This is a genomic window from Streptomyces sp. JL2001, assembly GCF_050917515.1.
Classification (GTDB): Bacteria; Actinomycetota; Actinomycetes; order Streptomycetales; family Streptomycetaceae; genus Streptomyces.
The window spans coordinates 7,127,046-7,152,463 of the sequence record NZ_CP169421.1 but is presented as its reverse complement, the minus strand read 5'-3'; the positions used below and the strand labels follow the sequence as shown (position 1 = coordinate 7,152,463).

The following is a 25,418-nucleotide window of genomic DNA, read 5'->3' as shown; positions in this document are numbered from 1 at the left end:
CCGGACGCCGGCGCGCGGGAGCGGATCCCGCACGCCGGTCCGCCCCGGAACGTGCTCAGCCGCTCGGTACCGCCGCGGCCGGGCGGTCCGGGGAGGCGGTGGAGCCGATCCCGAAGTCGCGCAGGGCCGCGAGGAAGGTCTCCGGCCGCGACGCGTGGATCAGGTGGCCGGTCTCGACGGTGACGAGGCGGCAGTCGGGAATCAGGCCGGCCAGCGACGACAGCTGCTCCTGCGGGAGATGGCTGTCCCGGCCCCCGCCGAGCAGCAGCGTGGGGGCGGCGATCGCCGCACAGCCCGCACGCCAGGCGGGGTCCGGCGCGTCGAGCTGGGCGTCGGTCGCGTGCACCACTCCCCAGTCGAGTCCGAGCGGACCCTCGGGGCGGGGCACCCGGCCGCGCGGCGGGTCGAGCGGGACGAAGGCCGGGGCCTCCTCCAGGACGAGCCGGCCGACCAGTCCGGGCTCGGCGGCGGCCAGGAGGAGGGCCGCGGCTCCGCCCATCGAGTGGCCGACGACGTCGGCGCCGGTCAGGCCCAGGACCGTCAGGAAACCACGCAGCTCGTCGCGGAACACGTCGAAGCCGTACCGGCCGGGCCAGTCGCTGAGCCCGTGTCCGCGCAGGTCCACGGCGTACACCCGGCGGTCCTCGGACAGCGCCTCGGCGATCTCGGACCAGTCGGCGCCGGATGCGCCGCGGCCGTGGACCAGGACGACCGGAGGCGCGTCCTCCGGACCCCGCACCCGGTACGCGAGACGGACCCCGTCGACGGTGACGGTCCGCACGTCGGGGTCGAGGAAGGCAGCGATCGGACGGGCGAAGGCGCCGGCGTCGTCCACCCACGGGAAGTGCCCGGCGCCGGGCTGCACCACGAGCTCGGCATGCGGGAAGAGGGCAGCGAGTTCGGCCGCGCGCGCCGGCGTCGGGCCTCCGTCCCACTCCCCCGCCAGGATCAGGACGGGCGCCGTGACGGCGGCCAGGGCCGCCCGGGTCGCCGCGGGGTCGAAGGCGCCGGGCGCGAAGTACAGCTCCGCGGCCTCCCAGTGCGCCTCCCGTCCGGCCGCGTGCGCCCGCGCGGCCTCGTCCCACCGTCCGTAGGAGAACGGCGCGACGATCTCCATCACCTCGGGCAGCGGGGTGTCGGGGCCGAGCGCGTCCAAGGCCGCGCGCGCCGACGCGTACCAGGGCTGGTCGGCGTGCACCTCCACGGCCTCGTCCCACTCGGCGTCGCCGATCTCGATGCCCACGGCGCGCACGCCGGGAGTGACCAGCACGAGCGCGCTCACCCGCTCGGGGTGCGCGGCCGCGTACAGGGTGGCGAGGTTGCCGGCGGCGGAGTGGCCGAGGAGGTCCATGCGCTCCAGCCCGAGGTGGGCGCGCAGGGCCTCGACGTCGGCCACCTGGCGGTCGCAGCGGTAGGTGGCGGGGTCGGCCGGCTCGGCACTGTGGCCGGTGCCGCGGAGGTCGAGCACGATGAGCCGGCGGTACCCGCTCAGCCCGCCGAGGTCGCCGAGGTAGTCGGCGTCGCGCATGGGGCCGCCGGGGAGGACGACGAGCGGTTCCCCCTCTCCCTTCTCGCGGTAGGAGAGTCGGGTTCCGTCGTACGTGGTGAACTGCGGCATGGGCCCGATCCTCGGCGCCGCTCGCTGATCTTCGCAAGCGAAATTCGCCGCCGACGTACGCGGGCCCCGGGATACGGTGGGGAGTCCTCCCCCGACCCGCGAAGGAACGCACCACCATGTCCGACACCCTCCGGGGCGACTGCGCGAACTGCTTCGGGCTGTGCTGCGTCGCACCCCCCTTCGCGAAGTCCGCCGACTTCGCGGTGAACAAGGCCCCCGGGGAGCCGTGCCGCAACCTCCGGGACGACTTCCGCTGCGGCATCCACACGAAGCTGCGGTCGAGCGGGTTCCCAGGCTGCACGGTGTTCGACTGCTTCGGGGCGGGTCAGAAGGTCTCTCAGGTGACCTTCGGCGGTGTCTCGTGGCGTGCGGCGCCCGAGAGCGCGGGGCTGATGTTCGACGTGTTCCTCGTGATGCGCGGGCTCCACGAGATGCTTCATCAACTCGGCCAGGCCCTGGCGCTGCCGGCCGCCCGCCCGCTCCATGACGAGCTGCGGCGGGCCGTGGCCCGGGTCGAGGCACTGACCGAGGGTTCGGCGGAAGCGCTGGAGAAGACGGGAACGGCGGCGGTGCGGGCCGAGGTGCATCCGCTGCTGGCACGGGCGAGCACCCTGGCGCGGGCGGCGGTGGGCGGCAGGACCAGGAGCCACCGGAACGCCGACCTGATCGGTGCCCGGCTGCGCGGGGCGAAGCTGCGCGGCGCCGAGCTGCGCGGGGCGCTGCTGATCGCGGCGGACCTCTCCGGCGCCGACCTGACCCTGGCCGATCTGATCGGCGCGGACCTCCGGGACGCCGACCTCTCGGGCGCGGACCTGACCGACGCGCTCTTCGTCACCCAGCCGCAGCTGAACGCGGCGCGCGGCGACGGCTCCACGCGCCTGCCCGCGGGCGTCGAACGTCCCGCGCACTGGACCCGGTAGGACCTGCCCTCCACCCGGAACGTCGGCCGCCCGGAGATGCCGGGCTCCCGGCGTACCCCCCGCGGACGCCGGCTACCGGACGGTCGCCGGCGTGTGGACGTAGGGCGTCGTGGTCGTCAGGGGTGTGAAGCCCAGGCGCAGGAGGATGGGGCGGCTGGTGTCGGCGGCGTCGACCTGGACGTAGCGGTGTCCGCGCGACGCGGCGATGCCCGCCCGGTAGGCGACCAGCGCCCGGTAGAGGCCGCGGCCCCGCCAGGACGCGACCGTGCCTCCGCCCCACAGGCCGGCGAAGTCCGTGCCCGGGTACAGCTCCAGCCGGGCCGCGCTGACCGGCTCGTCGCCGGCCATGGCGAGGACCGCGGCCACATCGTCGGGCGCGCTCGCGAGCCGGTCGAGGAGCTGGCGTCCGATGTGCGCGCTGTCCGTGCCGAAGGCCCGTTCGTGGACCTCGGTCACCAGCCGGACCCCGGCCGCGTCGGTGACCGGGACGAGCTGCACACCCGCGGGCAGGTCGATCCTCCGGGGCAGCGTGGCCGCCTCCGCGACCATGAGGGTCTCCTCGTCCTCCGCGGTGAATCCGGCCGCGAGGAGCCGCGCGGGCAGGTCGGCGGGGCCGTCGTGCCCGTACGCCTTCCACTCGAAGTCCAGTCCGAGGGCGTCGTAGTGGCGGATCTGATCGGCGATGGCCGCGTCGGCGTTCGTCGCGTCGAGGCCGGACCAGAGGATGCCGTTCCACGCGTGCCGTGGGCCGGTCTGGCGGACCACCCGGCCGGTGCGCTCGACGCGGCAGCCGGGGCCGTCGGGCCGTGCCTCCCGGCGAAGGCCGCGGTCGAACGAGGCGAGCGTCGCCGCGTGGGCGGTGCCCTCCGGGTGCTCCGGCGGGGCGTGGCGGGCGGCGGGGCCGGGCAGGTGGGGGTGGTCCATGCGGGCACTCCACCACCACCCGCCGGGCGCCGCAATCGGATTACCTGCGGGCGGTCGGGGTCTCGGGCCCCGGCTCCCAGAACTGGGCCAGGGCGCCCTCCTTGTACGGCGCCGGGCTCACGCTGAGCTCGCCGGCGAACGGCCGGTCGAGCACGACGACGAGGAGGAGGCTGAAGCCGATCAGGGCGGCCACGGCGCCGACGAAGAGCAGTTGCATGCGGCGGCTGCGCATCCCGTAGAGGAAGGTCAGCGGGATGATGACCAGTGCCCCGCCGACGGCCAGGACCTGCAGGAGCGGGGGGAGCTGCTGGCCGGCCATGGTGAGCCGGGCCCGGCGTTCGCCGGCCACGTCGTCGAGGCGGGCGGCGGCCTCCGCGTAGAAGGTCTTCTCGGACTCGGTCCTCGGCTCGAAGGACTGGAGCGCCGTGTAGAGATCGTCGAGCTTGCCGCCCGTGACGCGGTAGTCCGCCACGCCGTCGCGCATGAGCGGCCACTGCACCTCGACCACGGTGTGGACGTAGCCGCCGGCCGCGGCGTGCACGCGGTCCCGGTCCTCGGCGGGAAAGGCGCGGGCGTCGCGGACGATCAGGGCGATGTCGGTGGCCTCGGCGGCGACCACGTTCTGGGTGCTCTCCATCTGGGTCCACAGCGTGACGATCACGAAGGCGAGGATGATGCCGTAGATCGCGCCGAACATCCCGAGGACCACGCTCACCATGTCGTTGTGCTCGCCGTCGGCGATCTTCGGATGCCGGCGCCGCACCAGGACGCTGCCGAGGAGGGAGAGGCCGACGGTGCCGCCGACGATCAGGACGGCGAGGGCGAAGGTGTCGAGGTGGTTGAGCAGCCAGAGGATCACGCTCACCGAGGGTAGGGGCCCGTGACCGGCGCGACGCCCGTCACCAGGGCTTTCCGGGCGGGAACACCCCGAAGGAGCGACCCCTGTACGAGTGGTGGCGGAAAATCCGCCCCGACCTCTTGCCAGGGGCGGGGTACGGATGGATTTACTGGCCCGGACACATCTACCGAATGATCGGTCGCCCGTTTTGGGGCCGGGGCGGGAGTGGACGGCACATGACGGACCTGCTGGACAGTGGCGAGCGGCTCGGGCGCGCGGAGCTGGAGGCCCTCCAGCTGGAGCGGCTGCGGGCGACGCTGCACCACGCGTACGAGAACGTGGACTTCTACCGGCGGTCCTTCGACAAGGCGGGCGTCCACCCCGACGACTGCCGCTCGCCGGCCGACCTCGCCCGCTTCCCCTTCACCGTGAAGGCGGATCTGCGCGACCAGTACCCCTTCGGCATGTTCGCCGTCGACGAGTCCAGGATCCGCCGCATCCACGCCTCCAGCGGCACCACCGGGCGCCCGACGGTCGTCGGCTACACCGACCGCGATCTGGACACCTGGGCCGACGTGGTCGCCCGCTCGATCAGGGCGGCCGGCGGGCGCCCCGGCCACAAGGTCCATGTGGCCTACGGATACGGCCTGTTCACGGGCGGGCTCGGCGCGCACTACGGCGCGGAGCGGCTCGGCTGCACGGTCATCCCCGCGTCCGGCGGCATGACCTCCCGTCAGGTCCAGCTCATCCAGGACTTCCGGCCCGAGATCATCATGGTCACGCCCTCGTACATGCTCACCCTGCTCGACGAGTTCGAGCGCCAGGGCGTCGATCCGCGGTCCACCTCCCTCAAGGTGGGCATCTTCGGCGCCGAGCCGTGGACGGAGGAGATGCGGCGCGAGATCGAGGAGCGCTTCGCCATCGACGCGGTCGACATCTACGGGCTGTCGGAGGTGATGGGCCCGGGCGTCGCCCAGGAGTGCGTGGAGACGAAGGACGGACTGCACGTCTGGGAGGACCACTTCCTGCCCGAGGTGGTGGATCCGTTCACCGGCGAGGTCCTGCCCGACGGCGAGGAGGGCGAGCTGATCTTCACCTCGCTCACCAAGGAGGCCATGCCGGTGATCCGCTACCGCACGCGGGACCTGACCCGCCTGCTGCCGGGTACGGCCCGGGTGTTCCGGCGGATGGAGAAGGTGACCGGCCGCAGCGACGACATGATCATCCTGCGCGGGGTGAACCTCTTCCCCACCCAGATCGAGGAGATCGTGCTGCGTACGGCGGGAGTGGCCCCGCACTTCCAGCTCCGGCTGACCCGGGAGGGCAGGCTCGACGCCCTCACGGTGCGGGCCGAGGCCCGCCGCGAGGCGACACCCGACCAGCGCGCGGAGGCGGCCCGGGCGATCGCGGCGGCGTGCAAGGACGGGATCGGGGTGTCGGTCACCGTCGAGGTGGTCGACCCGGAGACGCTGGAACGCTCGGTGGGCAAGATCAAGCGACTGGTGGACCTGCGCGACACGGTCTGACCGTCACGCCGGGACCGGCCCGGGACAGGGCCGGTCGTCACGCCCCCGTGCCGAAGCGGTCCCGCAGCTCGCGCTTGAGGATCTTGCCGCTCGCGTTGCGGGGCAGTCCGTCCACGAACACGATCCGCTTCGGGGCCTTGAAGTGGGCGAGCTTCTCCCGTGCGTGGGCGAGGAGTTCGTCCTCGGTGACGCCGTCGCGCGGGACGACGACCGCCGTCACCGCCTCGATCCAGCGCTCGTCCGGCAGGCCCACGACCGCCACCTCCGCGACGCCCGGATGGGTGTAGAGCGCGTCCTCGACCTGCCGCGAGGCGACCAGCACGCCCCCGGAGTTGATGACGTCCTTCACCCGGTCGACCACCGTGAAGTACCCCTCGGCGTCACGCACCGCCAGGTCGCCGGAGCGGAACCACCCGTCACGGAAGGCCTCCCTCGTCTCCTCGGGCTTGTCCCAGTAGCCCTCGCACAACTGCGGTGAGCGGTAGACGACTTCGCCCGGGGTTCCGTCCGGCACGTCCTTGCCGTCCTCGTCGACGACCTTCGCCTCGACGAAGCGCACGGGGCGGCCGCAGGAGTCCATCCGGCCCTCGTGCTCGTCGGGGCCGAGCACGGTGGCGAGCGGGCCGATCTCGCTCTGTCCGAAGCAGTTGTAGAAGCGCAGTCCGGGCAGGCGCCCGCGCAGCCGCTCCAGGACCGGCACCGGCATGATCGACGCGCCGTAGTACGCCTTGCGCAGCGCGGACAGGTCACGGCTCGCGAAGTCCGGATGGTTGGACAGGCCGATCCAGACCGTCGGCGGCGCGAAGACGCTGTCCGCCCGGCCCGCCTCGACGAGGTCGAAGAGGACGGCGGGATCGGGGCCGTCGACGAGGATGTTCTCGGCACCGACCGCGAGGTACGGCAGCAGGAACACGTGCATCTGCGCCGAGTGGTAGAGCGGCAGCGCGTGCACCGGCCGGTCGTCCTCGTGCAGGTCGAGGGCGTCGATGGCGCTCGCGTACTCGTGGACCAGCGCCCGGTGCGTCATCGTCGCGCCCTTGGGCAGCGCCGTCGTGCCCGAGGTGTAGAGCAGCTGGACGCAGTCCCCGGCGTCCCGTTCGGCGTCGTACGGCCGGGGCTCGGCGAGCGCCGCGAGGAAGGAGTCCCCGGTGTCGCGCAGCTCCCGGACGGCCGGTCCGGCCGGCACGCGGTCCGCGATCCCCGGGTCGGCGAGGACCAGCGCGCTGCCCGACTGGCGCACGATGTAGGCGAGGTCCTCGCCCGTGAGGTTGTGGTTCACCGGCACGTGGACCAGGCCCGCGCGGGAGCAGGCGAGGAACGCGAGGAGGTACGCGTCGGAGTTGTGTCCGTAGGTGGCGACACGGTCCCCCTCCGCGAGCCCGTACCGCTCGCGCAGCACGGCGGCGCCGGTGCTGACCGCGGCGTCCAGTTCCGCGTAGGTCCAGGTCAGGTCGGCGTACCGCAGGGCGATCCGTCCGGGGGTGCGCTGGGCGGTCGCGCGCAGGACGCCGTCGACGGTGCGGGTGAGGAGTCGATCCATGGCGTGATCCTGGGCGGGTCCCGCGGGGCGGGTCAAGTACCCGGAGGACATCGCATGGCGCCGGACCTCGGATACCGAACGGGATGTTGACAAGGCGGCCGCGGACTGCGTGCATGGTCCAACCCGCTTTCCCCGCACGATCGTTGGGAGGAATCTTGCACGTCCGCACCCGCCTGAGACACCTCGCGCTCGCCGCCGCGGCCTTCGCCGTCGTGACCGCGTCGCTGCCGGCCTCCGCCGTCGCCGACTCCGCCGGCCGGCACGCACACCCGTCGGACCGGGGTCTCTCGGCCGTCATCCGGTACACCGAGTACGGCATTCCGCACATCGTCGCCAAGGACTACGCCGATCTCGGCTTCGGTACCGGCTGGGCGCAGGCCGCCGACCAGGTGTGCACGCTCGCGGACGGGTTCCTGACCGTGAACGGCGAGCGGTCCCGCTGGTTCGGCGCGGGCGGCGCCCCGGACGGCTCGCTCTCCTCCGCGACCGGCAACCTCTCCAGCGATCTGTACTTCCGCGGGGTGCGGGACGCCGGGACCGTCGAGGCCCTGCTCGGCACGCCGGCCCCCGCCGGGCCGAGCCGGCAGCTCAAGGAGCTGATGCGAGGCTGGGCGGCCGGCTACAACGCCTGGCTGAAGCAGAACAGGATCACCGATCCCGCCTGCAAGGACGCCGCCTGGGTCCGGCCCGTCACCCAGCTGGACGTCGCCCGGCGCGGCTTCGCCGTCTCCGTCCTCGGCGGCCAGGGGCGCGGGGTCGACGGCATCACCGCCGCGCAGCCGCCGGCCACCGCGCCGGCCGGCCCCGCGGGTGCGGGCGGCACGGCCTCGGCCGGTGCCCCCGACCCCGCGCGCACCGCCGCCGCGGCCCGGGCTCTGTTCGCGGCCGAGAACGCCACCATGGGCTCCAACGCGGTCGCCTTCCAGGGCGGGACGACGGCGAACGGGCGCGGCCTGCTGCTGGGCAACCCGCACTATCCCTGGCAGGGCGGGCGCCGGTTCTGGCAGTCGCAGCAGACGATCCCCGGCGAGCTCAACGTCTCCGGCGCCTCGCTGCTGGGGACCACCGTGGTCAACATCGGCTTCAACGACAAGGTGGCCTGGAGCCACACCGTCGCGACCGGGGTCACGCTCAACCTGCACCAGCTGGTTCTCGACCCGTCCGACCCCACCGCCTACCTGGTCGACGGCCGGACCGAGAAGATGACCAGACGGACCGTGAACGTGGCCGTGAAGGACGGACCGCCCGTCACCCGGACCCAGTACTGGACCCGGTACGGACCCGTGGTCAGCGGCCTCGGGGCCCAGTTGCCCCTGCCCTGGACGGCCACGACCGCCTACGCGCTCAACGACCCCAACGCGGCCAACCTGCGCGGCTCGGACACGGCGCTCGGCTTCGGCAAGGCCCGCTCGACGCAGGACCTCGTCGACACGCTGCGCCGCACCCAGGGGCTGCCCTGGGTGAACACGATCGCCGCGGATTCCGCCGGGAACACGCTCTTCACCCAGTCGCAGGTGCTGCCCCGCGTCACCGACGAGCTGGCCCAGCGCTGCTCCACCCCTCTGGGCCGGGCGACCTACCCCGCGTCCGGGGTGGCGGTCCTCGACGGTTCCCGGACGGACTGCGCGCTCGGTTCGGACCCGGACGCGGTGCAGCCCGGGGTCTTCGGCCCGTCGAAGATGCCGGTCCTGCGCAACGCGCCGTACGTGGAGAACTCCAACGACAGCGCGTGGCTGACCAACGCCGACCGGCCGCTCACCGGCTACGAGCGGATCTTCGGCACCGTCGGCACCCCGCGCTCGCTGCGCACCCGCGGCGGGATCGAGGACGTGGCGGCGATGGCGGCCCGGGGCCGGCTGACGGTGGCGGACCTCCAGGCCCAGCAGTTCGCCAACCGGGCGCCGGCGGGTGACCTGGCCGCCGCCGACACGGCGCGGGCCTGCGCCACGGTACTGCCCGGCGACCAGGAGGCCTGCCGGGTCATCGGCGCCTGGGACCGGACGGTGAACACCGACAGCGAGGGGGCACTGCTCTTCGACCGGTTCTGGCGGAAGTTCACGGGCACGGTGCCGCCGGCCGAGCAGTGGAAGGTGCCGTTCTCGGCGGCCGACCCGGTCCGTACGCCGAACACGCTGAACACGGCGGCGCCGGGCTTCGGCAAGGCGCTCGCCGACGCGGTCGCGGAGCTGCGGGCGGCCGGGATCCCGTTGGACGCGCCGCTCGGCGCCCACCAGTTCGTGGTGCGGAACGGGAAGCGCATCCCGGTGAGCGGCGGGACCGAGTCGCTCGGCATCTGGAACAAGACCGAGCCCGTGTGGAACGCGGCGGGCGGCGGCTACGTGGAGGTCGCGCACGGCACGAGCCACGTCCAGGCGGTCGGCTGGGACGGCGGCCGCTGCCCGGTGGCCCGCACCCTGCTGACGTACTCCCAGTCGTCCAACGCGCTCTCCCGGCACTTCAGCGACCAGACGGAGCTGTACACGGGCGAGCGCTGGGTGACCTCGCGGTTCTGCGAGAAGGACATCCTGCGCTCGCCGCAGCTGAGGGTGGTGTTCGTCAGGGGCTGAACGACAGGAAGACGAAGGCGGCGAAGATCGCGAGATGGACGCCGCCCTGGAGGAGTGTGGCTCGTCCGGGCACCACGGTCAGGGCGCTCACCACCGCGGTGAGCACGAGCAGGACCATGTGCAAGGCCCCCAGCCCCAGGATCAGGGGCCCGGACAGCCAGATCGAGGCGAGGGCGATCGCCGGGATCGTCAGGCCGATGCTGGCGATCGCGGAGCCGTAGGCGAGGTTCAGGCTGGTCTGCATGCGGTCGCGGCGGGCGGCACGGACGGCGGCGAGCGTCTCGGGCAGCAGGACCATCAGGGCGATGACGACGCCGACGACCGCGTTGGGGAGCCCGGCCGACTCGACGCCGTCCTCGATGGTCGGCGAGATGATCTTGGCGTTGCCGACGACGGCGACGAGGGCGAGCAGGAGCAGGCCGAGGCTGGTCCAGGTCTGGCGGTCCGTCGGCGGATCGGCGTGGTCGTCCTCGGGGTCGTGGGCGGGGGTTCCTTCCTGCGGCACGGGCAGGAAGTAGTCGCGGTGCCGCACGGTCTGCACGCCGACGAAGAGTCCGTACAGGCAGAGGGAGGCGACGGCGGCGAAGGCCAGCTGGTCGCTGGAGAACTCGGGGCCGGGGTGGCTCGTCGTGAAGCTGGGCAGCACCAGCGTCATCGTGGCGAGGGTGCAGACGGTGGCGAGTGCGCCGCCGGATCCCTCGGCGTGGAAGACCGCGACACGGGTGCGCAGGGCCCCGACGAGAAGGGAGAGGCCGACGATGCCGTTACAGGTGATCATGACCGCGGCGAACACGGTGTCGCGGGCGTAGGTGGCGGTCTTCTCCCCGCCGCCCGCCATCAGGGTGACGATGAGTCCGACCTCGATGACCGTGACCGCGACGGCGAGGACCAGCGAGCCGAACGGCTCGCCGACCCGGTGGGCGATGACCTCGGCGTGATGGACGGCGGCGAGGACCGCGACCATCAGGCAGAGCGCGATGAGGCCGACGGCGAAACCCGGTAGTCCGCGTCCCCAGGCGAGCGCGAGGGCCACCCCCGCCACGACCGGTCCCCAGGTCGTCCACTCCCGTGTCAGCCCCACCGCTTTCGAACTCATGATCACTATCCTGCCATAAACGGACGAACGGACTCCGGAGCGTGGGGACGCGACGCGGTCCCGCCGCGCGTACCCTCGTGTCCTCGTCGCCGTCCCCGGCCGGGCCGGTCGTGCGGGGACGGGTCCGGCCGCGGTGCCCGGTCCCCGCCCGGCGCGCGGCAGGACACCCCCTACAACGGACGCTCGCGGCCCTCCCAATAGGGCGCGCGCAGGCGGCGCTTGTAGAGCTTGCCGTTCGGGTCGCGGGGCATCTCGGAGATGAAGTCGACGGACCTGGGGCACTTGTAGCCGGCCAGGCGTTCGCCGCAGTGGGCGAGGATGGCGGCGGCCAGGGACTCGTCCGGCTCGTGGCCCTCGGCCGGTTCGACCACGGCCTTGACCTCCTCGCCCCAGTCGCCGTGCGGGATGCCGAACGCGGCGGCGTCGGCGACCGCCGGATGGGTGAGGAGTGCCGCCTCGATCTCGGCGGGGTAGATGTTGACCCCGCCCGAGATGATCATGTCGATCTTGCGGTCGCGGAGGAAGAGGTAGCCCTCCTCGTCCAGCACCCCGAGGTCGCCGACGGTGAAGAAGTCGCCGATGCGGTTCTTCGCGGTCTTCGCCTCGTCCTTGTGGTACGCGAATCCGCCGGTGCTCATCTTCATGTACACCGTGCCGAGTTCACCGGGCGGGAGGCGGTTGCCGTCGTCGTCGAAGACGGCCAGTTCGCTGATGGGCCAGGCCCTGCCGACGGTGCCCGGCTTCTTGAGCCAGTCCTCGGCCGTGGCGAAGGCGCCACCGCCCTCGCTCGCCGCGTAGTACTCCTCGACGCAGCTCCCCCACCAGTCGATCATCGCCCGCTTCACGTGGTCCGGGCAGGGTGCGGCGCCGTGGATGGCGTGGCGCATCGAGGAGACGTCGTACCGTCCGCGGACCTCCGCGGGGAGGGCGAGCAGCCGGTGGAACTGGGTCGGGACCATATGGGTGTGGGTGCAGGCATGGGCGTCGATGAGCCGCAGCATCTCCTCGGGGGTCCACTTGTCCATGAGGACGAGGGGGTGACCGATGTGCAGGGCGGCGCTCGCGAACTGGAGTACGGCGGTGTGGTAGAGCGGCGAGCACACCAGATGGACGTTGCCGTCGAAGGGCCGGATGCCGAAGATGCCGAGGAAGCCGCCGAGGTAGGTCTCCTCCGGGAGCTTGCCGGGCAGCGGGCGGCGGATGCCGCGGGGCCGGCCGGTGGTGCCGGAGGTGTAGTTCATCACCCAGCCCAGGGTGCGGTCGTCGGGCGCCGTGGCCGGCCGGCCGTCGAGCAGCTCGGCGAACGGCCGGAATCCCCCGGCCGTCGCGTCGCCGACCAGGTACCGGTGGGTGGCGGGCAGCCGCGCCTCGTCGGCCGCCGCCGTCGCCGCGTCCGCGAACCGCTCGTGGGCGACGAGGACCTTGGCACCCGAGTCGGCCACGATCCAGGCGATCTCGGGCCCGACCAGGTGGTGGTTGACGGGGACGAGGTAGAACCCGGCCTGGGAGGCGGCGAGGTGGGCGACGAGGAACTCGACGCCGTTGGGCAGGACGACGGCGAAGGCGTCGCCGCGGGCCAGCCCCGCCGCGCGCAGTCCGTGGACCAGCCGGTTGACGTCGGCGTGCAGGCGTCCGGCGGACCACGTCTCCCCGTCGGGGGCCACGAGGACCGTCCGGTCCGGGTCCGCGGCGGCCTGGGACCAGAATCCGTTGGGCTGTTCGCTCACGAGGCGCTCCGTCCGGCGATGCGGTTGATGCGGTCGACGGCCTGCTCGAAGCCGCGGGTGAGGTCGTCGAAGACCTGCCGGACGGAGCGTTCGGAGTTCATCCGGCCGACGATCTGCCCGACGGGCGTGCCGAGCAGCGGCTCGACCTCGTACTTCTGGATGCGGGAGACCGCTTCGGCGACGAGCAGTCCCTGGAGGGGCATGGGGAGGGTGCCGGGCCCGGCCGGGTCGTCCCAGGCGTCGGTCCACTCGGTGCGGAGCTGGCGCGCGGGCTTGCCGGTGAGGGCGCGGGAGCGGACGGTGTCGCCGGATCCGGCGGCGAGGAGTCGGGCGGTGAGCGCGCGCGAGTGGAGGTCCGCCTCGGTGGTCGTGAGCCAGAGCGAGCCGAGCCAGACGCCCTGGGCGCCGAGTGCGAGTCCGGCGGCGATCTGCTCGCCGCTGCCGATGCCGCCGGCGGCGAGGACGGGGAGCGGCGAGACGGCGTCCACGACCTCGGGGGTGAGGACCATGGAGGCGATCTCGCCGGTGTGGCCGCCGGCCTCGTACCCCTGGGCGACGACGACGTCGATCCCGGCCTCGGCGTGGTGGCGGGCGTGCCGTGCGCTGCCGGCGAGGGCGGCGACGAGGACGTCGTGGTCGTGCGCGCGGGCGACGACGTCGGCCGGCGGCGAGCCCAGCGCGTTGGCGAGGAGTCGGATGGGGTAGTCGAAGGCGACGTCGAGCTGGCTGCGGGCGACCTCCTCCATCCAGCCGGTGATGCGCCAGCCGGAGGCCTCGCCCTCGGGGAGTTCGGGGACGCCGTGCTTGGCCAGGGTCTCCCGGACGAACGCGCGATGCCCTTCGGGGATCATCGCCTCCACGTCCGCCTCGCTCACCCCCTCCACCTTCTTGGCGGGCATGACGACGTCGAGGCCGTACGGCAGGCCGTCGGTGTGGTCCTGCATCCAGTCCAGGTCGCGGGCGAGGTCGTCGGGCGCCGTGTAGCGGACCGCGCCGAGCACACCGAACCCGCCGGCCCGGGTGATCGCGGCGGCCACCGCGGGGAAGGGCGTGAAGCCGAAGATGGCGTGCTCGATCCCCAGTTTTTGGCTCAGCTCCGTCTTCATGGGCGGCAGGATGCCGCAGCCCGCCGGTCGAGGGAAGAGATTTTCTGATGCAGTGTCAGATTCTTTGCGGCGCCGCCCGCTTCCGCGAGGCCCTCCACCCCGGTAAGAAAGTTTCACGAGTTACGGGTGTGGCCGAAGGATTCTTTCAGGGACGTGGGAGAGGCTGGTCATGACGGAAGAATCGGTGGACCGGGGAATCGGCCGTCGCGCGCTCGGCGCCCGGCTCCTCGCCTTGGGAGGTGCGGTGATGGTCGGCTCGATCCCGGGGGTCGCCGCCGCCTCCGGACCGCCCCGGGGCGGGCGTACGACCCTGCGCCACGGAACGCCCGAGCGGGCCGGACTGCTCGCCGCCCCGCTGGAGCGGCTGGTCACCGACGCGGAGGCGTTCCTCGGCCCCTCCCCCGCCCACCCCTGGTACGCGGGGGCGGTCCTGCTCGCCGGGCGGGGCGGGACGGTCGCGCTGCACCGGCCGATCGGCGCGGCGGTACGGTACGCGGCCTACGACGAGAAGACGGACAGCGGCGTCGAACTGCCCGCCGACCAGCAGATCGCGATGACCGAGGACACCGTCTTCGACCTGGCCTCCGTCTCCAAACTGTTCACCTCGATCCTGGCGGTCCAGCAGATCGAGCGCGGTGTGCTGGTGCTGGAGGAGAAGGTCACGGCGTACCTCCCGGACTTCGGCGGCGGCGGGAAGCAGGACGTCACGGTCCGTCAGCTGCTCACCCACACCTCGGGGTTCCGCTCCTGGATCCCGCTCTACAAGGAGCCCACGCGGGAGGGGAAGCTGCGGCTGCTGTGGAACGAGACCCTCGCGAGTGCGGCCGGTACCGCCTACCTCTACTCCGATCTGAACCTGATCTCGCTCCAGCTGGTCCTGGAGGCGGTCACCGGCCGCCCGCTGGACACCCTGCTCCGTGAGGAGATCACCACTCCCCTCGGCATGGACCGCACCCGCTACAACCCGCCGGCCTCCTGGAAGCCCCGGATCGCGGCGACCGAGGACTCCCGGCGCCCCTGGTCCGGTCTCGACCGCGGCATGGTGTGGGGCGAGGTCCACGACGAGAACGCGTACAGCCTGGGCGGGGTCGCCGGCCACGCGGGGGTCTTCTCCTGCGCCTGGGACCTCGCGGTCCTCGCCCGCACGCTCCTCAACGGCGGGGCGTACGGCCGGGCGCGCATCCTGTCCACCGCCTCCGTCGAGCTGATGTTCACCGACTTCAACACGGCCTTCCCCGGCGACGAACACGGCCTCGGCTTCGAGCTCTACCAGCACTGGTACATGGGGGCGATGGCCACTCCGCGCACCGCGGGACACACCGGCTTCACCGGCACCTGCCTGGTCCTGGACCCGAGCACCGACACCTTCCTCGTCCTGCTCGGCAACTCCGTCCACCCGGTCCGTACGTGGCGGTCCGGCTCGGCCCCGCGGGTCGCGGCCGCCGACAACCTGGCGCGCGCCGTCCCGGTACGCCCGGCGCGGGGCCGCACCGCGTGGTTCTCCGGAGGCGAGAGCGCCACCACCGCCACGCTGTCCCTGCCGCCGCTGACCGCGCCCGCCGGCTTCGGCCGGCTGGACTGCGCCCTGTGGTGGGACACCGAGCCGACCGCGGACGCCGCCCACCTGGAGGCGTCGGCGGACGGCGGGGCCACCTGGGGGCCCGTGCCGTTCACCACCGTCCGGCCGGGCCAGGAGCCGCAGGCGCGTCCGGCGGGCTCGGTGAGCGGCTGGTCGGGGCGGGTCTGGCACCGGGCGGCGGCGGATCTGTCGGCTTGGGGCCCGCGACCGCTGCTGCTGCGCTGGCGCTACACGACCGACCGGCGCTACGTCGGGCGAGGGGTGTACGTGGACGGCCTGCGGGTCCTCGACCCCGCGGGCCGGCCGCTCTTCGACGCCGCGCGGCCGGCCGACGCGTCCCGGATCGAGGCGGTGGGCTGGACCCGGTCGGCGGACTGACCCGACCGCGGGGAACCGGCCGCTCCCCGCGGGGAGGCTCCCGGCGGGGGCCCTCAGCCCGTCGGTTCCGCCGCCTCCCGCAGGGCGGCCAGGACCGGGCTGATCAGGGGGTGCTCCTCGGCCCCGCGGCGCACCGCGGCGAAGACCCGCCGGGTGGGGGCGACGCCGTCGACCGGCCGGATCGCGACGTCGGTGAGGTCCATGCCGCGCAGCGCCGAGCGCGGGACGAGCGCGACCCCCGCGCCGGCCGAGGCGAGCGCCACGACGGCGCGGAAGTCGTCCGAGGAGTGTTCCATCTGCGGGGCGAACCCGGCGTACTCGCAGGCCAGGACGGTCACGTCCTGGCAGGGGTTGCCGGCGGACTGGCCGATCCAGGCGTCCTTGGCGAGGTCGGCGAGCGCGACGCACGCGTGGTCCGCGAGCCGGTGGCCGGGCGGCAGGACGGCGTCGAACGGCTCCGCGTACAGCGGTACGCGGGTGAGCCGGGCGTCGTCCTCGCCGGGCGCCCCCCGGTACTCGACCGCGACGGCCATGTCGACCTGACGGTCCAGGACCATCAGCAGGGACTCGTCGCCCTCGGCGTCCCGCACCCGTACCCGGATGCCGGGGGCGGTGCGGGCGAGCCCGGCGATGGCCGGGGCGACGGCCAGGCCGATGCCGGTGGCGAAGGCGGCCACCGTGACCGTGCCCGCCTCGCCGGAGCCGTAGGCGGCGAGTTCGGACTCGGCGCGCTCCAGCTGCTCCAGCACGGCGTTCGCGTGGCTGAGCAGGATCTCGCCGGCCGGTGTGAGCCGGGCCCCGCGGGCGCTGCGTTCGACCAGCCGGTGGCCGGTCTCCTGTTCCAGCGCCGCGAGCTGCTGGGAGACCGCGGAAGGGGTGAGATAGAGCGCGGCGGCAGCCGCCGTGACCGTACGGTGGTCGGCCACCGCCCGGAGAATGTGCAGCCGCCGCGCTTCGATCATGCCCCTAGTCTCGCAGGGCGGCGCGGGCGTCGACGAACGCGTCGACCGCGCGGTTCACGTCCTCGGTGGAGTGGGCGGCGGAGAGCTGGACGCGGATGCGGGCCTGGCCCTGCGGCACGACCGGGTACGAGAAGCCGATCACGTACACGCCGCGCTCCAGGAGCAGCTCCGCCATCCGTCCGGCCACCGACGCGTCGCCGATCATGACGGGCGCGATGGCGTGGTCGCCGGGGAGGATGTCGAAGCCCTCCTCGGTCATGCGGGAGCGGAAGAGCGCCGTGTTGGCGTTGAGCCGCTCGCGCAGGTCGCCCGCCGACTCCAGCAGGTCGAGGACCTTGAGGGAGGCAGCCGCGATGACCGGCGCCAGGGTGTTGGAGAAGAGGTACGGGCGGGAGCGCTGACGCAGCAGGGCGACGATCTCGGCACGGGCGGCGACGTAGCCGCCGGACGCTCCGCCGAGGGCCTTGCCGAGGGTGCCGGTGATGATGTCGACGCGGTCCATCACGCCGTGCAGTTCGGGGGTGCCGCGTCCGCCGGGGCCGACGAAGCCGACGGCGTGCGAGTCGTCGACCATGACCATGGCGTCGTAGCGCTCGGCCAGGTCACAGATCTCGGCGAGCGGCGCGACGTAGCCGTCCATCGAGAAGACGCCGTCGGTGACGATCAGCTTGCGCCGGGCACCGCCCTCGTTCGCCTCCTTGAGCTGCTGCTCCAGGTCGGCCATGTCGCGGTTGGCGTAGCGGAAGCGGCGGGCCTTGGAGAGGCGGATGCCGTCGATGATGCTCGCGTGGTTGAGGGCGTCGGAGATGACGGCGTCCTCGGGGCCGAGGAGCGTCTCGAACACGCCGCCGTTGGCGTCGAAGCAGGAGGAGTAGAGGATCGTGTCCTCCTGGCCGAGGAAGGAGGACAGCCGCGCCTCCAGCTCCTTGTGCACCTCCTGAGTGCCGCAGATGAAGCGCACGGACGCCATGCCGTAGCCCCAGCGGTCCAGCGCCTCGTGGGCCGCGGCGACGACCTCTGGGTGGTCGGCGAGGCCGAGGTAGTTGTTGGCGCAGAAGTTGAGCACCTCGCCGGGGCGGCCGCCGGCGGTGACGGCGACGGTGGCGGACTGCGGGGTGCCGATCACGCGCTCGGGCTTGTGCAGTCCGGCGGCGCGGATCTCGTCGAGGGTGGCGCGGAGGTCGTCACGGACGGAGGAGAACATGGGCTTCCTTCACGGGTCGGGCGGCCCGGCCGGCGAGGGGACCGGGCCCTGGGAAGAGGCGGGTGGACCGAGGGCGCCGCGGGCGCCGGAGCGGCGGCGGGCCCTGGGGCGGGCCCGTCCCGGCGGCCGGCACGCGGCGGGCGCTCCGGGGAACGGGCCCCGGGACCTCCCGGCCGCGTACGGCGGCCGGGAGGTCCCGCGGTCTCAGACGGTCCAGTCGAGGATGACCTTGCCGCCCCGGCCGGAGGCCGCGTCGTCGAACGCGGCCTCGAAGTCGGTGTAGGCGTAGCGGCCGGTGATCACGGGGGCGAGGTCAAGACCACCCTCCAGCAGGACCGACATCGCGTACCAGGTCTCGAACATCTCCCGGCCGTAGATCCCCTTGATGGTGATCATGGAGGTGACGATCTTCGCCCAGTCGACGGCGAAGTCCTCGGCGGGCAGGCCGAGCATCGCGATCTTGCCGCCGTTGGTCATGTTGGCGACCATGTCGCGCATCGCGCGGGGGTTGCCGGACATCTCCAGGCCGACGTCGAAGCCCTCCTTGAGGCCGAGCGTGCGCTGGCCGTCGGCGATCGTCTGCTCGGCGACGTTCAGCGCCAGCGAGACGCCCGCCTTGCGGGCGAGGGCCAGCCGCTCCTCGCTCACGTCGGTGATCATGACGTTGCGGGCGCCGGCGTGCTTGGCGACGGCCGCGGCCATGATGCCGATCGGGCCGGCGCCGGTGACCAGGACGTCCTCGCCGACGAGCGGGAAGGACAGCGCGGTGTGCACGGCGTTGCCGAAGGGGTCGAAGATCGCAGCGACGTCGAGTTCGACGGGGACCCGGTGCACCCAGACGTTGGCCGCGGGCAGGGCCACGTACTCGGCGAACGCGCCGTCCCGGCCGACGCCGAGGCCGACCGTGGCGCGGCACAGGTGGCGGCGGCCGGCCAGACAGTTGCGGCACTTGCCGCAGACGAGGTGGCCCTCGCCGCTGACCAGGTCGCCGACCTCGATGTCCACGACGTCACGGCCGATCTCCGCGACCTCGCCGACGAACTCGTGGCCCAGGGTCAGCGGCGTGGCGATGGTCTTCTGCGCCCAGCCGTCCCAGGAGCGGATGTGCAGGTCGGTGCCGCAGATTCCGGTCCGCTTCACCTTGATCAGTACGTCTCCGGCGCCGATCTCCGGCTCCGGCACGTCCGTGAGCCAGAGTCCCGGCTCCGCCTTCTGCTTGACCAGCGCCTTCAATGCCATGGCTCCCGACGTGCGTGTCCTGTGACTGAGGGGGTCCGGGCACGGCCGCACCCAAGATCCCTGAAAGAAATCTTCCTCATGCCGGGCCCGCGGTCCATCGAGGTTTTCTTAAGCGCGCTCACAGGTCAGCTTCACACCCCTGGTGGGGGTGGCGCACGTCGTCAGCGGCCGAGTGCCGCCATCGCCGCGTTGTGGCCGGGGATCCCGCTGACCCCGCCGCCCCGGACGGCGCCCGCGCCGCACAGCAGCACGTTGGCGTGTCCGGTCTCCACGCCCCACCGGCCGGCACCCTCCTCGGCGTACGGGAAGGACAGGTCACGGTGGAAGATGTGGCCGCCGGGCAGCCGCAGGTCCCGTTCGAGGTCCAGCGGGGTCTTCGCCTCGATGCAGGGCCGGCCGTCCGCGTCGAGCGCGAGGCAGTCGGCGAGCGGCTCGTCGAGATGGGCGTCGAGCTCGGCGAGGGTGGCCTTGAGCAGCGCGGCACGGGCGGCGTCGTTGTCGGCGGCGAACAGGCGGGCGGGGGTGTGCAGGCCGAAGAGGGTCAGGGTCTGGTAGCCACGCCCGGCGAGCTCCGGGCCGAGGATGCTCGGGTCGGTCAGGGAGTGGCAGTAGATCTCCGAGGGCGGGGCGCTCGGCAGGCGGCCTGCGGCGGCCTCGGCGTAGGCGGTGGCCAGCTGTCCGTAGCCCTCGGCGATGTGGAAGGTTCCGGCGAAGGCCTCGCGCGGGTCGACGCCGCGGTCGCGCAGCCGCGGCAGCCGGGTCAGCAGCATGTTGACCTTGAGCTGGGCGCCCTCGGCCGGCGCCGGGGGCGTCGCGCCGAGCAGTGCGGCGAGGGCCTGCGGCGAGGCGTTCACCAGGGCGTGCCGCGCCTCGACGACGCCCTCGGTGTCGGCCGTGCGGTAGGTGATCTCGGCGCGGGTGCCGTCCGTCTCGATCCGGGTGGCCTCGTGCCCGGTGCGGATCTCCGCGCCGGCCGCGCGGGCGGCGCCGGCGAGGGCGTCGGTGAGGGCGCCCATGCCGCCGACGGGGACGTCCCAGTCGCCGGTGCCGCCGCCGATGACGTGGTACAGGAAGCAGCGGTTCTGGAGCAGCGAGGGGTCGTGGGCGTCGGCGAAGGTGCCGATCAGGGCGTCGGTGAGGACGACACCGCGGACGAGGTCGTCGGCGAAGGTGCGCTCGACGGCCTCGCCGATGGGCTGCTCGAAGAGCATCCGCCAGGCGTCCTCGTCCCCGACCCGGTCGCGCAGCGCGGCCCGGGTCGGCAGCGGTTCGGTGAGCGTGGGGAAGACCCGCCGGGCGACCTCCGCCGTACGGCCGTAGAAGGCCTCCCACGCCTCGTACTCGCGGTCGGAGCCGGTCAGCGCGGCGAAGGAGGCCCGGGTGCGGGCGGGTCCGCCGCCGACGAGGAGTCCACCGTCGCCCTTCGGCGTGTACGACGAGACGGACCGTTTCCGCACGGCGAAGCGGAGCCCCAGTTCGCGCACGATCTTCTCCGGCAGGAGGGAGACCAGGTACGAGTACCGGGAGAGCCGGGCGTCGACACCGGCGAAGGGCCGGGTGGAGACGGCGGCCCCGCCGGTGGTGTCGAGACGTTCCAGGACGAGGACGGAGCGTCCGGCGCGGGCCAGGTAGGCGGCGGCGACGAGTCCGTTGTGTCCGCCGCCGATGATGACGGCGTCGTACGAGCGCTGTGCGGTCATGTCTCTTGCTAACACGGGAAGATCGCTCACGGAACCCCGCCTTCCGGAGATCGTCCCGTGGGGGGAGGTGGGTGACCGGAGGATCGGTCGCGCTTCCGCCGTCCTCGGATCGCGGCCGAGCGCCTGGAGTGACAGACCCCCGGAGTGAAATGCGGATGATCGCAGGGCCGTACGGGACCTACCCTCGCCGCCATGACGTCACCCACGCCCGCGTATCCCCCCAAGCCCGTGCCCGGTGACCGCATCGCGGTCGTCTCGCCCTCCGCCGGCCTCCCCGGGCTCTTTCCGTTGCCGTACGAACTGGGGCTCGGGCGCCTGCGCGAGGTGTTCGGACTCGAACCGGTGGAGTACCCGGCCACCCGCAGGATGGGAGCCACGCCGCAGGAGCGCGCCGACGACCTCCATGCCGCGTTCACCGACCCGACGGTGAAGGCGGTCATGGCCACCATCGGGGGCGACGACCAGATCACGGTGCTGCCGCTGCTGGACCGCGACGTGATCCGCGCCAACCCCAAGCCGTTCTTCGGCTCCAGCGACAACACCAACCTGCTGCTCTTCCTGCGCAACCTGGGCATCGTCGGCTACCACGGCGCTTCGGTGATGACCGAGCTCGGCCGCCCCCACAGCCTCCACCCCCTGACGGCCGACTCGGTACGCGCGGCCCTGTTCACCTCGGGTCCGTACGAACTCCGCCCCGCCCGGCGGTACCGCGACACCGACCGCGACTGGGCGGACCCGGCCACCTTCGCGACGGAACCGGATTCCCAGCCCTCGGACGGCTGGCTCTGGCACCGGCCCGACCGGGTCGTCGAGGGCCGCGCCTGGGGCGGCAACCTGGAGATCCTCGCGTGGCTGCTGATGGCCGACCGGGAGATCGAACCCGATCCCGCCGCCTACGAGGGCGGAGTCCTGTTCCTGGAGACCTCGGAGGAGCTGCCGAGCGGGGAGGAGGTCTTCCGGATCCTGCGCAACATGGGCGAACGGGGCCTGCTGGGGCGCTTCCCCGCCCTCCTCATGGGCCGCGCCAAGGCATGGTCCTTCACGCAGCCGCACGACGCGGACGCCAAGCGGCGCCATGCCGACGAACAGCGTGCGGCCGTGCTGCGTGCGCTGGCCCGGTACGCCCCGCACACCATGGCCGTGTTCGACGTCGATCTCGGCCACACGGACCCGCAGTTGGTGATCCCCTACGGCGGCTCCGTCGTCGTGGACGGCCCGGCGCGGCGGATCACCGTGACCTACTGACGCCGCGAGGCCCGCCCGTCGGGCGGACGGCGCTGCTTTCGCAGCACGCCCTAGTGCCGTGTGCTGCGGTCGCCGTGGCCGCGGCGGAGGGACGCCACCCGGCGGTGGAGGGCCAGGGCCTCCTGGTCCCGGCCGAGCCGTTCCAGGCAGTGGGCCTCGTCGTCGCGGCCGGCCAGGGTGTCCGGGTGCTCGGGGCCCAGGACGCGCTCGCGGGTCTCGGCGACCTGCCGGTAGACCGTGAGGGCCTCCTCCCAGCGCGCCAGCCAGCCCAGACCGACGGCGATCTCGCGGCGGCTCACCAGGGTGTCGGGATGGTCCGCGCCGAGCACGCGCTCGCGTACGGCGCACACGTCGCGGGATTCGGTGAGGGCCTCCTCCCAGCGGGCCAGCCGGCCCAGGTTGACGCCCACGCCGTGGCGGGCGCGCAGCGTCTCGGGGTGGTCGGGGCCGTGCACCCGGGTGCGGTCCTCGACCAGCCCGCGGTAGACCTCCAGCGCCTCGGCGCCCTGGCCGAGCCGCCCCAGACAGATCCCGGACTCGTAGCGCGCCGCGAGGGTGTCGGGGTGGTCGGCGCCCAGGACGGCGGCCCGCGCCGAGGCGACCTCGCGGTACACGGGGAGCGCGTCCGCCCAACGTCCCAGCCGGCCCAGGGCGTACGCGACCTCGTAGCGGGTCACCAGCGTGTCGGGGTGGTCGGCGCCGAGCAGCCGGGTGCGTGCCTCGGCCACCTCGCGCGTCGCGCGGTACGACTCGTCCAGGCGCCCCAGCCGGCCCAGGTTGAACGCCAGGTTGTGCCGGCAGCGCAGGGTGTCCGGGTGGTCGGCGCCGAGCGTGCGCCGCCGCGCGGCGAGGACCGCCTCGTACACCTGGTGGGCCTCGACGTGCCGCCCCAGGCGCCCCAGCGCGTACGCCGTCTCCTGGCGGGCCGCCAGGGAGTCCGGGTGGTCGGCGCCGAGCGTGCGCTCCCGTCCCTCGGCGACACGGCCGAACTCCCGCAGGGAGTCGTGTCGCCGGCCGAGCCGGCCGAGGGCGAAGGCGAGCTCGTGGCGGCTGGCGAGGGTGTCGGGGTGGTCGGGCCCGAGGAGCCGCTCGCGGTCTGCGGCCACGGCACGGTGCAGGCCCTCCGCCTCCTCCCAGCGGCCGTTCCGGCCCAGCCGTACCCCTTCCTGGTGACGTTCCGCGAGGGCGGGGGCCGGCCCGGCCGCGGGCGGCGTGGTCCGGGCGGCGAGCGTGGCGGGCAGGACGCCCGTCCCGGTCGTCCACCGGCCGGTGAGCCCGGCGGACGGATCGTGCGGGGCGTCCCCCTGCTCGGGGGAACCGGCGCCGGCACGGCGGCCGACGGTCATCCCTTTGGTCCAGGACGGCAGCCGGGTCGAGGGCAGCCGCTCGGCGACGAACGGAACGGCTGCCGTCTCGGGTACCGGCAGCCCCGCGGTGGCGAAGCCGGCGGGCGGGGTCGCGCCGGTGCGGGCGGACAGGATCCGGCGGCGCAGGTCGTTCGCGTCGGTGGGGCGCGCCTCCGGCGCCTTGGCCAGCAGGTCGAGGACGATCCGGTCCAGGTAGTCCGGGACGTCGGCTCGGTGGCTGCGCAGCGGCTCGGGCACGGTGTCGCGATGGCCGATGAGGATGGCCCACGGGTCGTCGAGGTCGAACGGCGGCGCGCCGGTGGCGATCTCGTACAGGACGCACCCCAGCGAGTAGAGGTCGCTGCGGTGGTCGACCTCGCCGCCACTGATCTGCTCGGGCGACATGTAGTGCGGGGTGCCCATGGCGATGCCCGTGCCGGTCAGGCGCGAGGTGAAGCCGATGTCCGCGCCGAGGCGCGCTATCCCGAAGTCGCAGATCTTCACCCCGCCGTCGCCGAGCCGCATGATGTTGGCGGGCTTGAGGTCGCGGTGCACGATCCCCTGCCGATGCGTGTAGGCGAGGGCGTCGGCGACCTGCTCCGCGATGTCGACGACGTCCTCGACCGGCAGGGGGCCCTGCTTGTTCTCCTCCAGGAGCTGGCTGAGATTGTGGCCCTCCAGGAGTTCCATGACGAGGAACAGGACACCGTCGGACTCGCCGAAGTCGTGGACGACGGTGACCCCGCGGTGCTGGAGCGAGGCGGCGACCCGCGCCTCGCGCCGGAACCGTTCGCGCAGGACGGTCACGAACGGGGCGTCCTGCTGCGGTCCCAGCGGTTTCAAGCACTTGACGGCGACCCGGCGGCCGAGCGACTCGTCGGTCGCGCGCCACACCTCACCCATCCCGCCCCGCCCGATCACGTCGTGCAGTCGGTACCGGCCCTGGATCAGCCTGGTTTCCGCCATCGCGTGCTGTCGCCCCCGTCGGTTCTCTGCGCCCTCCCCGGCCCGTCCAGTATGGCCGCCTGTCTGCGGAGTTTGTACGGGGCGGGTCGTGCCTCGGGGCCGAGACGGTCCATCGCTTTCAGGATGTGCCGCGGCGGGAGCCGCCAGCGCAACCGGGCGGGCACGGAGCGCAGCAGATTGGCCGTGGCGACGAGCCGGTGGGTGACCGTCTCGGGGGGCGACGCGGGACGGCCGTACAGCGCGTGGGCGTAGTCGGGCAGGGTGTCGTACGCGAGCGCCGCCACGCGCCCCCACAGCAGGGCGCGCGCCGGGACGAGCGCGGGCGGGACGGGCGGGCGGCGCAGGAAGGCGTCGACGGTCCTGGCGTCCTCACCGGCGGCGAGCTGCGGCCGTACGGCGTCGAAGTAGGCGGCGAGCGCGTCCCTGCTCGCGGGGACCCGCTCCGGGTCGAGGCCCACGAGGCGGGCGGACTCGCGGTGTTCGTCGACGTACCGGTCGGCCTGGGCGTCGCTGAGCACGATGCCGGAGCGGCGCGTCACGGTCAGGTACGAGTCGATCTCGGCGCAGTGCACCCAGAGCAGCAGGTCGGGGTCGTCGACGCCGAGCAGCCGGTGGATCCTGCGGACCCGCGCGCCGGCCGCCTCGGCGGCCTCGGTGGTGTCGTAACTGAGGGTGCCGACGAAGTCGGCGGTCCGCAGGAGGCGCCCCCAGGCGTCCTTCTCGAAGTCGCTGTTGGCCATCACACCGCGGACGGCGACCGGGTGCAGCGCCTGGAGGTACAGGGCACGGACGCCGGCGATCCACATCACCGGGTCGCCGTGCAGCTGCCAGGTGACGGAGTCGGGTCCGAAGAGCCCGGGGTCGGCGTCCTGCGTCATGACCTCAGGCTACGCCGGACCGCGCCCCGGGAGCCGGGGAACGGGCCGGGGCGCGGGCG

General features: G+C 73.4%; 18 protein-coding genes. 5 read left to right on the top strand and 13 right to left on the bottom strand.

Annotation, left to right across the window (positions count from 1 at the left end; all coding sequences use genetic code 11):
- Positions 1-55 precede the first annotated feature (55 nt).
- Positions 56-1,618 carry an alpha/beta fold hydrolase gene (locus ACE1OA_RS31930; RefSeq protein WP_432753782.1) on the bottom strand — a complete coding sequence of 521 codons (1,563 nt, stop codon included), beginning with the start codon at positions 1,616-1,618 and terminating at the stop codon, positions 56-58.
- Positions 1,619-1,734: 116 nt separating this feature from the next.
- On the opposite strand from ACE1OA_RS31930, the gene ACE1OA_RS31925 reads away from it, so the two are divergent.
- Positions 1,735-2,538 carry a pentapeptide repeat-containing protein gene (locus ACE1OA_RS31925; protein ID WP_356606938.1) on the top strand — a complete coding sequence of 268 codons (804 nt, stop codon included), beginning with the start codon at positions 1,735-1,737 and terminating at the stop codon, positions 2,536-2,538.
- Positions 2,539-2,610: 72 nt separating this feature from the next.
- Here the strand turns inward: ACE1OA_RS31925 and ACE1OA_RS31920 are convergent, their stop codons facing one another.
- Together ACE1OA_RS31920 and ACE1OA_RS31915 are read right to left on the bottom strand one after the other, a co-directional pair.
- A complete protein-coding gene (locus ACE1OA_RS31920; protein ID WP_386544088.1) occupies positions 2,611-3,462 on the bottom strand; it encodes a GNAT family N-acetyltransferase in 852 nt (283 codons plus the stop codon).
- A gap of 40 nt (positions 3,463-3,502) precedes the next feature.
- Complete coding sequence (locus ACE1OA_RS31915; RefSeq protein ID WP_432753781.1) at positions 3,503-4,321, bottom strand: DUF4239 domain-containing protein; 819 nt, start codon at positions 4,319-4,321, stop codon at positions 3,503-3,505.
- Between the two features lie 215 nt (positions 4,322-4,536).
- Here ACE1OA_RS31915 and paaK point away from each other — a divergent pair, with 215 nt between their 5' ends.
- The gene (paaK, locus tag ACE1OA_RS31910) at positions 4,537-5,826 is read left to right on the top strand and encodes a phenylacetate--CoA ligase PaaK (RefSeq protein ID WP_432753780.1); all 1,290 of its coding nucleotides are present in this window, start codon (positions 4,537-4,539) and stop codon (positions 5,824-5,826) included.
- Positions 5,827-5,863: 37 nt separating this feature from the next.
- On the opposite strand, the gene ACE1OA_RS31905 is transcribed toward paaK, so the two are convergent.
- Positions 5,864-7,366: a fatty acyl-CoA synthetase gene (locus ACE1OA_RS31905; protein WP_432753779.1), complete on the bottom strand. Its 1,503-nt coding sequence runs from the start codon at positions 7,364-7,366 to the stop codon at positions 5,864-5,866.
- 155 nt (positions 7,367-7,521) lie between these two features.
- Between ACE1OA_RS31905 and ACE1OA_RS31900 the strand changes: the two genes are divergently transcribed.
- The gene (locus tag ACE1OA_RS31900; RefSeq protein WP_432753778.1) at positions 7,522-9,933 is read left to right on the top strand and encodes a penicillin acylase family protein; all 2,412 of its coding nucleotides are present in this window, start codon (positions 7,522-7,524) and stop codon (positions 9,931-9,933) included.
- On the opposite strand, the gene ACE1OA_RS31895 is transcribed toward ACE1OA_RS31900, so the two are convergent.
- The 3 genes from ACE1OA_RS31895 to ACE1OA_RS31885 all read right to left on the bottom strand — a co-directional run bounded on the left by ACE1OA_RS31895 (position 9,923) and on the right by ACE1OA_RS31885 (position 13,862).
- The gene (locus tag ACE1OA_RS31895) at positions 9,923-11,029 is read right to left on the bottom strand and encodes a calcium:proton antiporter (RefSeq protein WP_356606926.1); all 1,107 of its coding nucleotides are present in this window, start codon (positions 11,027-11,029) and stop codon (positions 9,923-9,925) included. The two genes, ACE1OA_RS31900 and ACE1OA_RS31895, sit on opposite strands and share 11 nt — an antisense overlap.
- A gap of 170 nt (positions 11,030-11,199) precedes the next feature.
- A complete protein-coding gene (locus tag ACE1OA_RS31890) occupies positions 11,200-12,756 on the bottom strand; it encodes an acyl-CoA synthetase (protein WP_384870386.1) in 1,557 nt (518 codons plus the stop codon).
- Entirely contained in the window at positions 12,753-13,862 is a 1,110-nt protein-coding gene (locus ACE1OA_RS31885; protein ID WP_384870388.1) for an NAD(P)H-dependent flavin oxidoreductase, read from the bottom strand. Before ACE1OA_RS31885 ends, ACE1OA_RS31890 begins: the two co-directional genes overlap by 4 nt.
- A 169-nt stretch (positions 13,863-14,031) precedes the next feature.
- Between ACE1OA_RS31885 and ACE1OA_RS31880 the strand changes: the two genes are divergently transcribed.
- A complete protein-coding gene (locus tag ACE1OA_RS31880; RefSeq protein WP_386544096.1) occupies positions 14,032-15,819 on the top strand; it encodes a serine hydrolase in 1,788 nt (595 codons plus the stop codon).
- A 53-nt stretch (positions 15,820-15,872) separates the two neighbouring features.
- Here ACE1OA_RS31880 and ACE1OA_RS31875 read toward each other — a convergent pair whose 3' ends face one another.
- The 4 genes from ACE1OA_RS31875 to ACE1OA_RS31860 all read right to left on the bottom strand — a co-directional run bounded on the left by ACE1OA_RS31875 (position 15,873) and on the right by ACE1OA_RS31860 (position 20,924).
- Positions 15,873-16,781, bottom strand: a complete 909-nt coding sequence (locus tag ACE1OA_RS31875; protein WP_386544099.1) for a LysR family transcriptional regulator — start codon at positions 16,779-16,781, stop codon at positions 15,873-15,875.
- 4 nt (positions 16,782-16,785) lie between these two features.
- A complete protein-coding gene (locus ACE1OA_RS31870) occupies positions 16,786-17,985 on the bottom strand; it encodes a glycine C-acetyltransferase (RefSeq protein ID WP_356606916.1) in 1,200 nt (399 codons plus the stop codon).
- 204 nt (positions 17,986-18,189) lie between these two features.
- Positions 18,190-19,218 carry an L-threonine 3-dehydrogenase gene (gene tdh / locus ACE1OA_RS31865; protein WP_356607065.1) on the bottom strand — a complete coding sequence of 343 codons (1,029 nt, stop codon included), beginning with the start codon at positions 19,216-19,218 and terminating at the stop codon, positions 18,190-18,192.
- 167 nt (positions 19,219-19,385) lie between these two features.
- Entirely contained in the window at positions 19,386-20,924 is a 1,539-nt protein-coding gene (locus tag ACE1OA_RS31860) for a phytoene desaturase family protein (RefSeq protein WP_356606914.1), read from the bottom strand.
- 192 nt (positions 20,925-21,116) lie between these two features.
- Here ACE1OA_RS31860 and ACE1OA_RS31855 point away from each other — a divergent pair, with 192 nt between their 5' ends.
- Positions 21,117-22,169, top strand: coding sequence for a S66 family peptidase (locus tag ACE1OA_RS31855; RefSeq protein ID WP_386542875.1), 1,053 nt, complete (start codon positions 21,117-21,119; stop codon positions 22,167-22,169).
- A gap of 50 nt (positions 22,170-22,219) precedes the next feature.
- Here the strand turns inward: ACE1OA_RS31855 and ACE1OA_RS31850 are convergent, their stop codons facing one another.
- Positions 22,220-24,481, bottom strand: a complete 2,262-nt coding sequence (locus tag ACE1OA_RS31850) for a tetratricopeptide repeat protein (protein WP_432753777.1) — start codon at positions 24,479-24,481, stop codon at positions 22,220-22,222.
- On the bottom strand, positions 24,463-25,359 hold the full coding sequence (locus tag ACE1OA_RS31845) for an oxygenase MpaB family protein (protein ID WP_356606908.1): 897 nt from the start codon (positions 25,357-25,359) through the stop codon (positions 24,463-24,465). Before ACE1OA_RS31845 ends, ACE1OA_RS31850 begins: the two co-directional genes overlap by 19 nt.
- Positions 25,360-25,418 lie beyond the last annotated feature (59 nt).

Bases quoted from the DNA above. Each gene is read 5' to 3' on its own strand.
- paaK (WP_432753780.1), top strand. From the start codon at position 4,537: ATGACGGACCTGCTGGACAGTGGCGAGCGGCTCGGGCGCGCGGAGCTG.
- ACE1OA_RS31875 (WP_386544099.1), bottom strand. From the start codon at position 16,781: ATGATCGAAGCGCGGCGGCTGCACATTCTCCGGGCGGTGGCCGACCAC.
- ACE1OA_RS31920 (WP_386544088.1), bottom strand. From the start codon at position 3,462: ATGGACCACCCCCACCTGCCCGGCCCCGCCGCCCGCCACGCCCCGCCG.
- ACE1OA_RS31860 (WP_356606914.1), bottom strand. From the start codon at position 20,924: ATGACCGCACAGCGCTCGTACGACGCCGTCATCATCGGCGGCGGACAC.
- ACE1OA_RS31895 (WP_356606926.1), bottom strand. From the start codon at position 11,029: ATGAGTTCGAAAGCGGTGGGGCTGACACGGGAGTGGACGACCTGGGGA.
- ACE1OA_RS31850 (WP_432753777.1), bottom strand. From the start codon at position 24,481: ATGGCGGAAACCAGGCTGATCCAGGGCCGGTACCGACTGCACGACGTG.
- ACE1OA_RS31870 (WP_356606916.1), bottom strand. From the start codon at position 17,985: ATGTTCTCCTCCGTCCGTGACGACCTCCGCGCCACCCTCGACGAGATC.
- ACE1OA_RS31855 (WP_386542875.1), top strand. From the start codon at position 21,117: ATGACGTCACCCACGCCCGCGTATCCCCCCAAGCCCGTGCCCGGTGAC.
- ACE1OA_RS31845 (WP_356606908.1), bottom strand. From the start codon at position 25,359: ATGACGCAGGACGCCGACCCCGGGCTCTTCGGACCCGACTCCGTCACC.
- ACE1OA_RS31930 (WP_432753782.1), bottom strand. From the start codon at position 1,618: ATGCCGCAGTTCACCACGTACGACGGAACCCGACTCTCCTACCGCGAG.
- ACE1OA_RS31885 (WP_384870388.1), bottom strand. From the start codon at position 13,862: ATGAAGACGGAGCTGAGCCAAAAACTGGGGATCGAGCACGCCATCTTC.
- ACE1OA_RS31880 (WP_386544096.1), top strand. From the start codon at position 14,032: ATGACGGAAGAATCGGTGGACCGGGGAATCGGCCGTCGCGCGCTCGGC.
- ACE1OA_RS31925 (WP_356606938.1), top strand. From the start codon at position 1,735: ATGTCCGACACCCTCCGGGGCGACTGCGCGAACTGCTTCGGGCTGTGC.
- ACE1OA_RS31905 (WP_432753779.1), bottom strand. From the start codon at position 7,366: ATGGATCGACTCCTCACCCGCACCGTCGACGGCGTCCTGCGCGCGACC.